At 71.2% G+C, this 14,624-nt stretch carries 15 protein-coding genes; 11 read left to right on the top strand and 4 right to left on the bottom strand.

What is annotated here, in order from left to right:
- The first annotated feature begins 35 nt into the window (after positions 1-35).
- The gene (locus P1K31_RS00340; RefSeq protein ID WP_276304285.1) at positions 36-671 is read left to right on the top strand and encodes a ribonuclease H family protein; all 636 of its coding nucleotides are present in this window, start codon (positions 36-38) and stop codon (positions 669-671) included.
- A 59-nt stretch (positions 672-730) separates the two neighbouring features.
- Positions 731-1,249 (top strand): YegP family protein, encoded by a 519-nt coding sequence (locus P1K31_RS00335; RefSeq protein WP_276304284.1) that lies wholly within the window; start codon positions 731-733, stop codon positions 1,247-1,249.
- Here the strand turns inward: P1K31_RS00335 and P1K31_RS00330 are convergent.
- From P1K31_RS00330 to P1K31_RS00320, 3 genes are all read right to left on the bottom strand, one after another.
- Positions 1,246-2,142, bottom strand: coding sequence for a DMT family transporter (locus tag P1K31_RS00330; RefSeq protein ID WP_276304283.1), 897 nt, complete (start codon positions 2,140-2,142; stop codon positions 1,246-1,248). The genes P1K31_RS00335 and P1K31_RS00330 overlap by 4 nt on opposite strands.
- Before the next feature lie 220 nt (positions 2,143-2,362).
- On the bottom strand, positions 2,363-2,524 hold the full coding sequence (locus P1K31_RS00325; protein ID WP_276304282.1) for a hypothetical protein: 162 nt from the start codon (positions 2,522-2,524) through the stop codon (positions 2,363-2,365).
- 115 nt (positions 2,525-2,639) lie between these two features.
- Positions 2,640-4,385 carry a heme-binding protein gene (locus P1K31_RS00320; RefSeq protein ID WP_276304281.1) on the bottom strand — a complete coding sequence of 582 codons (1,746 nt, stop codon included), beginning with the start codon at positions 4,383-4,385 and terminating at the stop codon, positions 2,640-2,642.
- 147 nt (positions 4,386-4,532) lie between these two features.
- On the opposite strand from P1K31_RS00320, the gene pyrH reads away from it, so the two are divergent.
- The 6 genes from pyrH (at position 4,533) to P1K31_RS00290 (ending at position 11,413) form a co-directional block, all read left to right on the top strand.
- Positions 4,533-5,213, top strand: coding sequence for a UMP kinase (gene pyrH, locus P1K31_RS00315; protein ID WP_276304280.1), 681 nt, complete (start codon positions 4,533-4,535; stop codon positions 5,211-5,213).
- A 106-nt stretch (positions 5,214-5,319) separates the two neighbouring features.
- Positions 5,320-6,927 (top strand): lysine--tRNA ligase, encoded by a 1,608-nt coding sequence (gene lysS, locus P1K31_RS00310; protein ID WP_276305755.1) that lies wholly within the window; start codon positions 5,320-5,322, stop codon positions 6,925-6,927.
- 47 nt (positions 6,928-6,974) lie between these two features.
- Positions 6,975-8,768: a site-2 protease family protein gene (locus P1K31_RS00305; RefSeq protein WP_276304279.1), complete on the top strand. Its 1,794-nt coding sequence runs from the start codon at positions 6,975-6,977 to the stop codon at positions 8,766-8,768.
- A gap of 48 nt (positions 8,769-8,816) precedes the next feature.
- The gene (locus tag P1K31_RS00300; protein ID WP_276304278.1) at positions 8,817-9,632 is read left to right on the top strand and encodes a molybdopterin synthase; all 816 of its coding nucleotides are present in this window, start codon (positions 8,817-8,819) and stop codon (positions 9,630-9,632) included.
- A 271-nt stretch (positions 9,633-9,903) separates the two neighbouring features.
- The gene (locus P1K31_RS00295; RefSeq protein ID WP_276304277.1) at positions 9,904-10,155 is read left to right on the top strand and encodes a DUF7123 family protein; all 252 of its coding nucleotides are present in this window, start codon (positions 9,904-9,906) and stop codon (positions 10,153-10,155) included.
- A gap of 115 nt (positions 10,156-10,270) precedes the next feature.
- Positions 10,271-11,413 carry a site-2 protease family protein gene (locus P1K31_RS00290; RefSeq protein WP_276304276.1) on the top strand — a complete coding sequence of 381 codons (1,143 nt, stop codon included), beginning with the start codon at positions 10,271-10,273 and terminating at the stop codon, positions 11,411-11,413.
- Positions 11,414-11,430: 17 nt separating this feature from the next.
- Here P1K31_RS00290 and thiL read toward each other — a convergent pair whose 3' ends face one another.
- The gene (gene thiL / locus P1K31_RS00285) at positions 11,431-12,300 is read right to left on the bottom strand and encodes a thiamine-phosphate kinase (protein WP_276304275.1); all 870 of its coding nucleotides are present in this window, start codon (positions 12,298-12,300) and stop codon (positions 11,431-11,433) included.
- A gap of 76 nt (positions 12,301-12,376) precedes the next feature.
- On the opposite strand from thiL, the gene P1K31_RS00280 reads away from it, so the two are divergent.
- The 3 genes from P1K31_RS00280 to P1K31_RS00270 all read left to right on the top strand — a co-directional run bounded on the left by P1K31_RS00280 (position 12,377) and on the right by P1K31_RS00270 (position 14,582).
- Positions 12,377-13,396: a lysylphosphatidylglycerol synthase transmembrane domain-containing protein gene (locus P1K31_RS00280; RefSeq protein WP_276304274.1), complete on the top strand. Its 1,020-nt coding sequence runs from the start codon at positions 12,377-12,379 to the stop codon at positions 13,394-13,396.
- A gap of 57 nt (positions 13,397-13,453) precedes the next feature.
- Positions 13,454-14,065, top strand: a complete 612-nt coding sequence (locus tag P1K31_RS00275; RefSeq protein ID WP_276304273.1) for a LysE family translocator — start codon at positions 13,454-13,456, stop codon at positions 14,063-14,065.
- Between the two features lie 67 nt (positions 14,066-14,132).
- Positions 14,133-14,582 carry a 30S ribosomal protein S19e gene (locus tag P1K31_RS00270; protein WP_276304272.1) on the top strand — a complete coding sequence of 150 codons (450 nt, stop codon included), beginning with the start codon at positions 14,133-14,135 and terminating at the stop codon, positions 14,580-14,582.
- The last annotated feature ends 42 nt before the right edge of the window (positions 14,583-14,624 follow it).

Raw genomic sequence — 14,624 nt, 5'->3', positions numbered from 1 at the left:
ACACGTTTATATCCGATCCGTGTCGTACGTTTGATATGGCCGCATACGGACGGCCGACCCTTAGAGACCTGTTCGACGAGTCCCCGACCCCCCACATCGCGCACCCGCCGCGCACGCACCACCGCGACTATTACCTCGCGTGCGACGGGTCGTTCCGCGACTCCGGCGGCGGACTCGGCGTCGTCATCGAAACGCGCGACGGGCAGTGCGTCGCCCGCCGATCGCTTCCCGACCGCGTCCCGGACAACAACGTCGCCGAGTACCGGGCGCTGCATCTCGGGCTCGACCTGCTCGCCGCGCGAGCGCCCCGGGACGCCCGCGTCGGCGTGCTCATCGACCACGACGACCTCGCCGCGAACGTCAACCGGGCCGCTATCGCCGCGCGGCAACCGACGCTCGGACCGCCCCACCCCTACCGGGTGCCGTCGGCCACGCGCCACCACTGGCGCGGTATCAGGGCGCGGATCGCGGGCTTCCAGGAGCTTCGCGCCGCGCGCATCGACAGCGCGGAGAACCCCGCCCACTGCCTCGCGAACGCGCCGGAGCAGTACGCGCACGTCAACCGCGAACCGGCCCGGTGTCTCCTCCCCGGCGAGCGCGTCGAGGAGACGACGCAGATCCCCCCGCCGTCGCGCGCGAACCGCCACGGTAACGCCAACGCGAGCGACTGAGGGAACCGGCGGTACGCCCCGACCCACCAGTTAAACCCACGCGTCGCCTACCTGTTGACATGAGTGAACGTACTCGAGTGGACGTCACGGTCGACGTGGCGCTCGACGAGGGGACCCTCCAGATCGCCGCGGGGGCCGTCGAGGAGGCGGTCGCCGACCTGGTCGCGGACGGTATCGCGGGGGAGGTGCGCGTCGCGGTGGCTCGCGACGAGGCGGCGCGCGACGGAGCGGACGAACCGGCGACGGTGAGTGACGAGGCGGGGACGCCGGAACCAGCGGTCGACTCCCTCGACGGGGAGGGGGCACCGGCTGACGGAACTGAACGCGAGGACGGCGAATCGACCGGGGTGTTCGCCGATCTCGCCGAGCGCGACGCGTTCGAACTACCGCTCGTCGACGCGCAGGCGTCGTTCGAGGTGTACCGCGACCGCGCCGGGCGCTGGCGCTGGCGGCTCGTCCACGACAACGGCAACATCATCGCGGACTCCGGCGGGAGCTACGCGTCGCGCTACGGAGCCGTCCAGGGAGTCAGGAGCGTCAAGCGGAACGTCCCCGGCGCGACCGTCGAATCGCGCTAGGCCTGCACGAGGGCGACCCCGACGAGCACCAGCGCGCCGCCGACGAGCGTGACGAGCGTGACCGGTTCGTCGAGCAGTACCGCGCCGAGCGCCACCGCTACCGCCGGCTCCACCGTGCTGACGATCCCCGCGCGGCTGGGCCCGACGCGGCGCAGCCCCAGGAAGAACGTCGAGACGGGGATCACCGTCGCTAGCACGGCGATGCCGAGGACGGCTGCCCACCCGAGCTGGGACGTGGGGAGCGACAGCTGCCCGCTCGCGCTTCCGACCGCGAGGAACGACACCGCGGCGGCGGGCATGACGTAGGCGCTCAGCACCGCCCCGTCGGTCGAGTCGAGCGCCACCCGGCCGACGACGATGTACAGCGAGTAGACGACCGCGCCGCCGAGGACGATCAGCACGCCCGTCGGATCGACGCCGGCGGGATCCGCACCCGTGATAAGCACCACGCCGCCCAGCGCGAGGGGGAGGGCGAGCAGGTCCCGCCGCGTGAGCGGCTCGCCGAGCACCGTCGTCGAGAGGAGGAGCACGAACACCGGGTAGGTGTAGAGCACGATGGTCGTCATTCCGGCGGTGAGATACCGGAGACCGAGGAAGAACAGCGCGCTCTGGCCGGTGTAGCCGACCAGCCCGAGCAGCACCGCTATCGCGAGCGTCCGTCCCCGCAGGCGGAGCGACGCGAGGTCGCCAGCGCGGCGGCGGACGAACGCGAGGGGCGGCCAGATCAGCGCCGCCGCGAGCGAGAAGCGCAGCGCGAGGACGGACACGACGTTCAGCCCCGCGGCGAAGGCGTACTCGCCGAGGACGGCGAGCGTGCCGAACCCGACGGCGGAACTGACCACCAGCGCCGTGCCGACCGTCTCGTCGTCCAGCACTCCGTCGCGCGGGGACATCGATGGGGGGTGACAGTCGCTCCGGCTATATCGCTCCGACGGTTCGGGGCGGCGGGACGGCTACGGGAGTGGCGAAGAGAGGATGGCGAACGGGCGACGCGCCGACCGGTGATCGCCGACGGGCGCGTCGCGCTCCCGCGGTCCGTCGGCGGCGGTTCTCAGGTCACGGGGGTCGGTGGTCCCGGTATCGTATATAAAATCGAGGGCGAGGACCCCGAACTCACCCGGGGCCGATCACGTACTCCTCGACCTCGTCCCGGGTGGGCATGTCGCCGTGCGCGTCGCGCACGTGTTCCTGTGCGCCCTCGATGACCACCGCCTCCTCGTTGTCCCGGTTCGAATACTCGCAGTCGTCGACCGGACACTGGAACTCCCAGACCATGCGTCGATCCCGTCCTCGGTTACGATCCTCGGACCGTTAACCGCCCGGCCGGCGACGGCATGCCGTCGAACCCCGGCGGACGGAACCCGCGCGAGGAGGGAGAGGGGGGGAGCCCTCACGCGAGGAACACGTGTCGCGGCCGATCCGCGAGCACCTCCCGACCCCACTGTACGGTGTCGCGGAACGCCTCCGAGCGGAAGAACGCCATCGCGTCCTCGCGCCCGCGCCACTGGCTGGCGATGAACATGTCGTTCTCGTCGTCGACGTTCACCATCAGGTCCGTCCCGACGTGGCCCTCCATCCCCTCAAGGAGGTCGCCGACCGCGGCGAACCGCTCGACGAAGTCCTCGCGGTACTCGGGCTTGGTCGTGTAGAACATGCCCATCGTGCCGAATCCGGATTCCTCGCCCGCCCGCGCGACGATCCCGGGGAGGTCGGCGAGGTAGCCGCCCGCGGTGTCCGCGGCGCTCGCCGTCTCCCAGATGCTCACGACGGCGCGGCGGTCGCGTCCGCGGGCCTCGTAGACGGACGTGCCGACGTGCGTGTCGTAGCGGTCGAAGCCCTCGCGCAGCGACTCGACCTCGGGGACGAGGTCGTCGCGGTCGGCCTCCGAGTAGAGCACCAGCGCGTGGACGTCCTCGCCGTGGGGCGTGCCGGCGTAGACGTCGAGGTCCGCGAGTTCCCCGCGGATGTCGTCCGCGTCGGCCCCGGACGCCTCGGGCGCGGTCGCACCGGCCGCGTCGCCGCCGGAGCCGCCACCGACCGCGCCGGTCGTCCGCTCGGTGACCCCGGGGAGGTCTGCGAGGAAGCCGGCGGCGGTGTCGGCGGCGCGCTCGGTCTCCCACGCGCTCACGACCGCCGCGCCGTCGTCGGTCCCGTGGACGGTCGTACCGCGGTGGCTGTCGTAGTGGTCGAAGTTCCCCCGGAGGCCGGAGACCGCCTCTTCGACCTCGTCGGCGTCGGCCTCGGAGTGGACGAGCACGACGTGAGACCCCTCCTCGACGGTCGCGCCGAGCGCGTCGAGTTCCGCACGGAGGGCGTCGTCCCTCGCCCCGTCCTCGCTCGCGCCCTCGCCCGTCGGGATCGGCTCACCCGCGAGGAGCGCGCCGAGGTCGGCGGGCGGGAAGCGTCGCCCGAAGTAGAACGGACCGAACTCGGCGTAGCGCGACGAGGAGGGGTCGAAGCGCATCTCGTAGAGGAGGTGCTTGATCTCCGTCGGGTCGTCGGCGAAGAGGGTGACGCCCCACTCGTAGTCGTCGAGGCCGACGCTCCCGGTGATGATCTGCGTGACCTTCCCGGCGTACCCACGGCCGATGTCGCCGTGCGCGGACATCAACTCGGCGCGCTCGTCGAACGGGAGGTCGTACCAGTTGTGGGGCTCCTCGCGGCGCTTGTCCATCGGGTAGAAGCAGACGTGCTCGGCGTCGGGGATGGACGGCTCGATGCGCGACCGGATGTAGCGCCGGAGGCCGGGATCGACCGCCTCCGGTCCCTCCTCGAAGTAGGCGCGCGCGGACTCCGAGTAGCCCGAGGCCTCCGTGACCGAGACGTACGAGGAGGTCCGCTCGGTGAAGCGCGCGAGGGCGGTCCGCTCGAAGCGCCGCTCCGCGGTGTCGAGGTGGGCCGTCGTGGGCCGGAGGTGGACGATCAGCAGGTCGGCCTTGTGCCCGAGGATCGAGAAGACGGCCGAGCCGCCCTCGTCCGCGTCGGCCAGGTCCTCGTGCGCGCGGAGGTACTCGACGCCCTCCTCGACGGCGCGCTCGCGCGCCTCGTCGCTCGCCGCCTCCCACGCGTCCCAGTCGACGGTGCGGAAGTCGTGGAGGGCGTACCAGCCCTCGTCCGTCCGCGGTGGTTTCGGCATACCGGGGGTTGGAACGGCCCCGATAAGGACGTTTGGAGTTTCGGCCGGCGGCGGCGCGTCCGGGGCGGGGACGCGATCCGTCGCGCGGACGACACGCTCGTCGGCGCTTGACAATTCTTAAGCGGCCCACCCGGTTACGCCACGGCAATGAGAGCAGTCGTCTCTATCGGGGGGAGCGTCCTCGTGCCGGAACTCGACGGCGAGCGGGTCGCGGCCTACGCGGACGTCGTCCGGTCGCTCCTGGGTGCGGGTCACGAACTCGGGCTCGTCGTCGGCGGGGGGCGCGTCGCCCGCGACTACATCCGGGCGGGGCGCGTCCTGGACGCCAACGAGATGGCCCTCGACCAGCTCGGGATCGGCGTCACGCGCCTGAACGCCCGTCTCCTCATCGCCGCGCTTCACGGGCGGGCCGCGCCCACGCCGCCGGAGACGTACGAGAACGCGGCCGAGGCGATCTCCCGGGGCGACGTCCCGGTGATGGGCGGGATGGTCCCCGGACAGACGACCGACGCCGTGGCCGCCGCGCTCGCCGAGACGGTCGGCGCGGACCTGCTCGTCTACGCCACGAGCGTCCCCGGCGTCTACAGCGACGATCCGGACGAGCACCCCGATGCGACCCGCTACGACGAGGTGTCGACCGACGACCTCGTGGACATCATCGCGGAGATCGACATGAGCGCGGGGAGCAACGCGCCGGTGGACCTGCTGGCCGCGAAGATCATCCAGCGCTCGGGCACGCGGACGCTCGTCCTCGACGGCACGGACCCCCAGGCGGTCCGCTTGGCCATCGCCGACGGCGAGCACGAGGGGACGGAGGTCGTCCCGTGAGGCGACGTTCCGACCCCCGCCGGACCGGTGGCGGGGGGTGGCGACCGTGAGCGTCGAGGACGACGCGCTCGCGGCAGACGACGGCGAGCGCGGAGATCCCGGCGAGATCCACCGCGCGTTCTGGGCGGACGCGGTCGCAGACGAGATCGAGGCGCGCGACCCCGAGGAGCCGATCGTGATAAAGGGCGGCGTCTCCCCCTCCGGCGTCCCCCACATCGGCCACCTGAACGAGGTCATGCGCGGCTATTTCGTCGCGGAGGCGCTCCGCGACCGGGGCCGCGAGGTCAGGCAGGTGTTCACGAGCGACGACCGCGATCCCCTCCGGGGGGTCCCCCGCACCCTCGCGACCCTCGACTGGGCGGTCGTCTCGCTCGGCGAGACGGAGAACCCGGGCGCGCTCGGGCGCAACCTCGGCAAGCCGCTGACGAACGTCCCCGACCCCTTCGGCTGCTGTGACTCCTTCGGCGACCACCAGACGCGGCTGCTCGGGAAGATGGCGGAGGCGATGGACGTGCCCATCGAGGTCGTCTCGAACACCGACCTCTACGAGCGCGGCGAGTTCGAGGGAGTCACCCGCGAACTGCTCGAGAAGCGCGACCTCGCCCGAGAGGTGCTCTCGGCGTACCAGGAGAAGGTCGACGAGGAGTACGTCCCGTTCAACCCGATCTGCGCGGACTGCGGGAAGATCACCGAGGCCGTGACGGGGATCGACCTCGACGCGGGCACGGTCGACTACGTCTGCGCGGACATCGAGGCGGGCAACCGGACCATCGAGGGGTGCGGCCACGAGGGGACCGCCACGCTGCGGGAGGGAAAGCTCCCGTGGCGCTTCGAGTGGCCCGCCCAGTGGAAGGTCCTCGGCGTCGACTTCGAGCCGTTCGGGAAGGACCACGCCGAGGGCTCCTGGCCCAGCGGCGAGCACATCGCCCGGGCGGTCCTCGACTTCGAGCCGCCGGTCCCGATGGTCTACGAGTGGTTCACCTACAACGGCGACGCGCTCTCCTCCTCGAAGGGGAACGTCATCACCGTCGACGAGGTGCTCTCGATGCTCGAGGTCGAGGTGTTTCGCTACTTCTTCACGAAGCCGCCGAAGCGCGCCCGCGACTTCGACGTGCGCACGCTGGATCAGCTGGTCGACGAGTTCGACCGCTTCGAGGCGATCTACTTCGGCGAGGTCGAGGGGACGGACCAGGAGCGGGCGATCGCGGAACGCGCCTACCCCATGACCGTGGACGCGGTCCGTCCCGAGCGCGTGCGCCTGCCGTACACCTTCGCCGCCGTGCTGGGGATGACCGACGACGAGGGGCTACGCGAGGCGATGGCCCGCCGCGCGGGGCACATCCCGGAGGACGCGTCCGAGCGGGCCGTCGAGAACGCGCTCGCCAGGGTAGAGCGGGCGCGGACGTGGGCGGAACGCACCGACAACGAGTACAACTACCGCCTCGCGGAGGACCTCCCCGACGTCGAGGTGGACGGGGCGACGGCCGCGGCGCTCGACGCGCTCGCAGACGAGGTCGAGGCCGGTCTCGAGGAGGGCGAGGACGTGCAGACCGCCATCTACGAGGCGGCCCGCGACGAGGGCGTCGAGGTCGGCGACCTCTTTGCGACCGGCTACCGGTTGTTCCTCGACGAGGAGCAGGGGCCGCGCCTGGGGCCGTTCCTCGCGTCGCTCGAGCGCGAGTTCGTCGTCGAGCGACTGCGACGCGAGTCGTAGGTAGCGGAACCAAACCCTCTTAGGGCGAACGATCCTCTCTGACACCAATGGTCAGTACGCTGGCGCTGGTGGCCGCCGGGGTCGTCCTCTACATGCTGGTCGCGATGGCCCTCCGGGCGCGGGGGCTGTTGCCCGACTCCGTCCGCATCTCCGGCCCCATCACGACGATCCACACCCGGCGAGGCAAGGAGTTCCTCGACCGTCTCGCCCGCCCGAAGCGCCTCTGGCGGGCGTGGGGGAACTTCGGCATCGGCGTCGCGCTGGTCGTGATGTTCGGCTCCTTCTTCGCCGTCCTCTTCGCGGGCTACAGCGCGCTCACGAACCCGCAGCCGAGCGCCGTCACCGAACCGCAGAACGTCCTCGTCATCCCCGGCGTCAACGAGTTCCTCCCGTTGTCGGTCGCCCCGGAGATCGTCCTCGGGCTGCTCGTCGGCCTCGTGGTCCACGAGGGAGGCCACGGGCTCTTCTGTCGCGTCGGCGACATCCGCATCGAGTCGATGGGTCTCGCCCTGCTGACGATCGTCCCGATCGGCGCGTTCGTCGAGCCGGACGAGGAGTCGCGGAACCGGGCGGACCGCGGGGCGCAGACGCGCATGTTCGCCGCGGGCGTGACGAACAACTTCGCCGTCGCCGTCCTCGCGTTCGCGCTCCTGTTCGGGCCCATCATCGGCTCGATCGCCGTCGCGCCCGGCGCGGCCGTGGGTGACGTCGTCGGCACCGACAACGCCGGGTTCGCGTCGCCCGCCGAGCGAGCCGGCATCGAGCGCGGCGATCGCATCACCGCGGTGGACGGCCAGCCCGTGAACGACGCGGCCGAGTTCGACGCCGCGATGCTCGACGCCGGGCGGACCGTGCAGGTGACGATAGACGGGGAGCGGCAGGTGACGCTGGAGCGCGACCTCCTCCTCACGCGCACGACGCCGAGCGTCGTCGGCGACCTCGACACGAGCGGCGGGCCGCCCCGGATCGAGGCGGTGAACGGACGGTCGGTCAACACCGAGGGCGAGTTCTACGACGCGCTCCGCGGGAACCCCGTCTCGACGGTGCGGACGACCGGCGGCGAGTTCGAGATGGTCGGCGGCGCGTACGTCGAGTCGGTGAGCCCCGACGGCGCGCTCGCGGAACACGTCCCGACGGGCGGAGACCACTCGATCGTCATCACGCGGTTCGCCGGCGAGCGGGTCGTGACCTACGAGCAGTTGAACGAGCTCCGCCAGCGGACGAGCCCGGGTGACACCGTGTCGGTCCAGCTCTACGTCGACGGCGAGGCGCGCACCGTCGACGTGACCCTCGGCGAGACCCGGGGCGTCGAGGGCGGCACGCTCGGGGTCGCGCTCCGGCAGGGGACGGGCGGGATCGCGGTCGACGACACGGGGATCACCCCCTATCCGGCCGCCGAGTACCTCGGCGCGCTCTCGCAGGACGGCTGGAGCGTCCAGTCCTTCCTCCAGCGCGTCGCCTTCTCGCTGTTCCTCCCGTTCATCGGCGCGGTCGGGGCGAGCGGCCTCACGTACAACTTCGCCGGGTTCGTCGCGCCGATCACCGACTTCTACGTCGTGCAGGGACCGCTCGCGTTCCTCGGCGGCGGCGTCTTCCTGCTCGCGAATGCGCTGTTCTGGACGGCGTGGATCAACCTCAACCTCGGCTTCTTCAACTGCATTCCGACGTTCCCGCTCGACGGGGGCCACATCCTGCGGGCGAGCACGGAGTCCGTCGTCTCGCGGCTCCCCCTGCCCAACGGCGGGCGACGGCGGCTCACCAGCGCCATCACCACGGTCATCAGCATGACGATGCTCGCGGGGGTCTTCCTGATGGTGTTCGGCCCGCAGTTGCTCCCCTGACGGCGCGACGGGGCAACGGTAAAGACGCCGCGCCGGCGTTGTTCGGGTATGTACGCCGTCGCCGTCGTCGGCGAGGAGTCGACGACGCTCACCGAACGACTCGTCTCCAGACTCTCGCGCTCGGGGCCCGTCGCCGCCGTCTCCGCGCTCCCCGAGAACCCCGCACCCGGGTTCGAGGAGGTCGTCGGGTTCCGCGCGGAGGGCGCGGGCTCGGTCGTCGGCCTCGGTCCCGGCGAATCGACGGTCCACGGCCGCGCGCGCAGCCTCGACGAGGCGCTCGACGACCTGACGCCGGAGCACGAGTACTGTCTGATCGACGGCGTCGCCGACCCGCGGCTCCCGACGATCGTCGCGGGGGAGGCGGCGGACCCCGCGGGCGACGTGGTCGCGACCGTCGGGCGCGCCGACCGCGCGGACCTCGACGACCTCGCGGCGGCGATCGAGGGGACGGAGCCGCGCGAGACGCTCGAGTCCCTCGTCGCCCGGGTGAAGCGCTCGCCTGACGCCGAGCGGTCGGGTGCCATCGCGACGTTCACCGGCCGCGTGCGCGCCAAGGACGGCGCGGACGACGCCCGGACGGAACTGCTCGAGTTCGAGAAGTACGAAGGGGTCGCCGAGGAGCGGATGGACGCTATCAGCCGGGAGCTGACGGAGCGCGAGGGCGTCTTCGCCGTGCGGATGCACCACCGCACCGGCGTCATCCACGACGGCGAGGACATCGTCTTCGTCGTCGTGCTCGCGGGCCACCGCGAGGAGGCGTTCCGCACCGTCGAGGACGGCATCAACCGGCTCAAGGACGAGGTCCCCATCTTCAAGAAGGAAGTCACGGTCGAGGAGGAGTTCTGGGTCCACGACCGACAGTGACGCGCGACCGCGGCGGCGGCGGAGGGACGCCGAGACCACCACCTATTCCGGCAATAAACACCGGTTGATTCCCGTAAGTAATAGTAACATATTTCTTTTAATAAAGTATAGAAATAAAAATTCGGAGCGCTTCGTAAAACGTCTCGCCGGAATTTATCCACCGATGAAAGCTGTGCTTTACGCGAGTTTCGTGGTGAAGCGCCCCGAAGCGATGCTAAAATTCCTTCCGCTATATCACCCCCTGATCGAAAGCGACTGGTGAGGTCAGCACATGAGCGCAACCGCACACTCCGTCGAGCAGCCGACCACCGAGAGCAAGGAAGACCGCCTCCGCGCGTACCTCCGTCGCCGCGCGGCCGACGGCGAGATCTACTTCAAGAGCAAGTTCATCTCCGACGACGTCGGGCTCACGCCCAAGGAGATCGGCGCGCTGATGGTCAAACTCCGCGACGCCCCGGGCGATCTGACCATCGAGAAGTGGTCGTATACGAGCGCCACGACGTGGCGAGTCAGTCTCGCGTAGGCGATCGCCGACGGCGTACGGTCCCCGCCCCGACCGCAGCACGAACGGCACGTACCCCTCCCGTTTCCCGTCCTATTCAGGGGCTTTATACTCGCGCCGCCCCTGTTTTAGGTCGATGGACGACGTCGACGAGCCAGCGGACGGACCGCCGATCGAGCGGTTCCGATCCGTGTTCCGGGTCGTCGAGGTGCGACGCGACGACGGCACGCTGCTCTACTTCGGCGAGCCGACCGTCGCCCCGGACGTGCTCGAACGACACGTCTGGCCCCTGTTTCGCGAAGCGGGCTACGAGGTCCACCTCACGACCGTCACCGACAGCGAGGCCGATCCCATCACCGGCGTCGAGGTGAAGGACCGCCGCACGGCCCTGGTCGCCGAACCGCACTCCTCGGGGATCGACGGGGTCCCGTGGGTCAACATCGCCTTCGCGCTGCTGACCGTCGCGACGACCCTCTTCGCCGGACTCGAGTGGTACGGCCACGACGTGAGCCTGCGCGATCCGGGGGCGATGCTGCGCGCGTGGCCGTTCGCGATCGCCGTCCTCGGCGTCCTCGGCGTCCACGAACTCGGTCACTACGTGATGAGTCGCTACTACGACGTGAACGCCAGCCTCCCCTACTTCATCCCGATCCCCACCATCTTCGGGACGATGGGCGCGGTCATCAAGATGAACGGCCGCATCCCCGACCGCAAGGCGCTGTTCGACATCGGCGTCGCGGGACCGCTCGCCGGGCTGGGGGCGGCCGTCGTCGTCACCGCCGTCGGCCTCCACCTCGACCCCGTGCCCGCCGGCCCCATCTTCCAGATCGACTCGCTGAACTACCCGCCGCTCATCCAGTTCATCGCGGCCCTGACGGGCCGACCGCTGAGCTACGCGGGCGAGCTGCGCGTCAACCCGGTCGTCGTCGGCGGGTGGGTCGGCATGTTCGTCACCTTCCTCAACCTCCTCCCCGTCGGTCAGCTCGACGGCGGCCACCTCGTGCGGGCGATGCTCGGCGAGCGCCAGGAGACCGTCGCCGCGCTCGTCCCCGCCGCGCTGTTCGGCCTCGGCGCGTACCTGCTACTCGTCCGTCACGAGGCGCTACAGGCCATCTCGCTGTGGTTCCTCTGGGGGTTCATCGCCATCGGCCTCGCCTACGCCGGGCCCGCCCACCCCGTGCGCGAGGACGGACTCGACCGGAAGCGCATGATCGTCGGCGTCCTCACGTTCGTCCTCGGCCTGCTCTGCTTCACGCCGGTCCCGTTCCGCTTCGTCTGATCCCCCCGATCGGCCGATCAGTTGTGCGTGAAACCCCGATCCGGGAGCGCCTCGCCGTCGAGGCGCACCCCCTCGCCCCCCTCGGTGACCGTCCCGATCTCGGAGACCGGCGTCGGCGACGCCTCCCGGGCCGCCTCGGGGTCGTCCGTCGTGAACACGAGTTCGAAGTCCTCGCCGAAGTAGAGCGCGAGGTCCCGCTCGTCGTCAGGGTCGTCCGCGAGGTCGCGGACGCTCCCGTCGACGGGGAGGGCGTCGTACTCGACCCGAAACCCGCAGTCGCTCGCCTCCGCGAGCTGGTGGAGCGACCGCGCCAGGCCGTCGCTCGAGTCCATCATCGCGCCCGCCCGGGGAGCGACGGCGAGCCCGGCGGCGACGCGCGGGGAGAACCGGAAGAGGTCGTTCGCGCGCTCGGGGGCGTTGGGGAAGAGGCGGACCGCCGCGCCGCTGCGCCCGAGCGTCCCCGTGACGCAGACGGTCTCGCCGGGCGTCGCCCCCGAGCGGAGGACGGGGGCCTCCGTCTCGCCGAGGGCGGTGGTGGCGACGGTGAACTCGTCGTGACCGTCGAGGTCGCCGCCGACGTACTCCGCGCCCGCGTCGGCGCAGACGTCGCGCGCGCCCCGGAGGAACGCGGAGAGCTCCTCGGGGTCGAACGCGGGCGCGCCGTAGACGGCGACGGCGGCGGTCGCCCGCGCGCCCATGGCGGCCACGTCCGAGAGGGACGCGCCGACGGCCCGCCAGCCGGCGGTGTAGCGGGTCGTCCCGGCCGGGAAGTCCGTCGACTCGTGCAGCATGTCGGTCGTGACGACGAGCGAGCCGACGACCGCGGCGTCGTCACCCGCGGCGGGGAGCGTCTCGTCGATGAGCGCGAGGGCGGCGCGTTCGTCCATGCCCCCGTTACTCGCCGGGGGGCGAAAACGCGTTCCGGTTCGGTGGCTTGAATAAGCGGTCCCGCGGGATGTAGGTATGAACGTCAACCTGCGGGCCACTATCCTCGGGTTTCTCGCCGCGTTGGCGGTTCTCTTCCTCACGTTCGGGTTCGTCGGCCTCGGACCCATCGTCGACGCGGTCGCGATGGCCGACCCGCTCGTACTGGCCGCGCTCCCCGTCGTCGCCGCCGCCTGGCTGGTGGCGTGGGGGCTCTCACTGCGGGTCGTCCTGACCGTCATCGGCACGCCAGTCCGCGCGACGACGGCGGTGCTCGTCTACCTCGCCGCGACGTTCGCCAACAACGTCACGCCGTTCGGGCAGGCCGGCGGCGAGCCCATCACCGCGTACCTCATCGCGGACGTCACGCGAAACGAGTACGAGACGGGGCTCGCGGCCATCGCGAGCGTCGACGCGCTCAACTTCGTCCCGTCGCTCTCGTTCGCGGCGATCGGCATCGCCTACTTCGCGGCGACGGCCGCGCTCGGCCGCCACCTCCGCGCGGCCGCGGTCTCGCTCGTCGTCATCGCGGCGGCCCTGTCCGCCGGACTCGTCCTCGGGTGGCGCTACCGGAGCGAGGTGAAGGACGGCCTGACGGACGTGCTCACGCCGGCGTCCCGGGCGTTCGCGCGGTTGATCCCGGGACGGGTCCCGCCGAGTCGGTTCTCGGTGTACGCCCGCGTCGACGGGTTCTTCGCCGCCGTCGAGCGCATCGCCGCCGACCGCGAGAGCCTCCTGCTCGCGCTCTCCCTCGCCACGCTCGGCTGGCTCGCGCTCTCTACCTCGCTGTGGCTCTCGATCTACGCGCTCTCGCCCGTCGATCCGGTCGCGTTCGCGGCGACGCTCATCGTCATCCCGATCGGGAGCATCGCCAGCATCACGCCCCTGCCGGGCGGGCTCGGCGGCGTCGAGACGGTGCTCATCACCCTGCTCGTCGCCCTCGGCGTCAACCCCGTCACGGCCGGCGCGGCGGTGCTGCTCCACCGCACCACCACCTACTGGCTCCCCACCCTCCTCGGCGGCCTCGTCACGGCGACGTGGGGCGCGGACGCGCTGTGATCCGTTATCGGCGACGGGATTATATCGCCGGAGGGCCGCGTTAGGGACGACCGAAGCATGCCCGACGCCGCGCTCGACGCGCTCGCCCTCTTTCTCCCCGCGGCGGTCGCGCTGGTCCTCACGCCCGGTCCCGACACGATCTACGTCCTCTCGCAGGGGGTCGGTCGCGGCCGGGGCGTGGGCGTTCGCTCGGCGCTCGGGGTGAGCACCGGCGTGCTCGTCCACGCGACGCTGGCCGCGTTCGGCCTGTCGGTGCTCGTCGGGGAGTCGCCGCTCGCGTACGCGACCGTGAAGCTCGTCGGGGCCGCGTACCTGGTCTACCTCGGAGTGCGGACGCTCCGCACCCGTGCGAGCGTCGACCTCGAATCGACCGATGGCAGCCCGTACGTCCGGGGCGTGCTGGTGAACGTCCTCAACCCGAAGGTGGCGCTGTTCTTCCTCGCGTTCCTCCCGCAGTTCGTCGTCCCGGGGGTCGCGACGCGGGGCTCGTTGCTCGCCCTCGGCGCGACCTACGCCCTCCTCACGCTGTGCTACCTGGGCGCGGTCGCCCTCCTCGCGGGGCGCGCGAGCGAGGCCCTCGACGCGAACGCGGCGCGCCTCCGGGCGGCGAGCGGGGGCGTGCTGCTCGCGCTCGGGGCGTGGGTGGCCGCCGAGGGGTGGCTCCTGTGAGCGCCGCCCACGGCGTTCGCGGCAGGTCATCGATGTGTTTAAACGGCGCGCGGCGGACGTAGGGGTAATGACGACGCTCTACGACGTCCCGGCCGACGACCTCATCGAGGCCGTCGCCGAGGAACTCGACCTGGAAGCGCCGGAGTGGGCCACGTTCACCAAGACCGGCGTCTCCCGCGAACTGCCCCCCGAGCAGGAGGACTTCTGGAACGTCCGCGCCGCGAGCCTCCTGCGCCGGGTGGCCATCGACGGCCCCGTCGGAATCGACCGCCTGCGGTCGTTCTACGGCGACGCCAAGCAGGGCTCGACGCGCTACCGCGTTCGCCCGGACCGGAAGGTGAAGGCCAGCGGGAAGATCATCCGCACCATCCTCCAGCAGCTCGAGGAGGAGGGGTACATCGAGACCGCCGAGGGCGAGGGCCGCCGCGTGACCGGCGAGGGGCGCGCGCTGCTCGACGCGACCGCGACCGAGGTGCTCGAGGAGCTCGACCGCCCCGAACTCGAGCGCTACGCCTGATCGGACGGCGTCACGGTTTTGTGGGATACTCTCTAAGGACCA

It is taken from the genome of Halomarina halobia, from assembly GCF_029338575.1.
GTDB lineage: Archaea > Halobacteriota > Halobacteria > Halobacteriales > Haloarculaceae > Halomarina > Halomarina halobia.
This window is presented reverse-complemented; position numbering and strand designations above follow the sequence as displayed.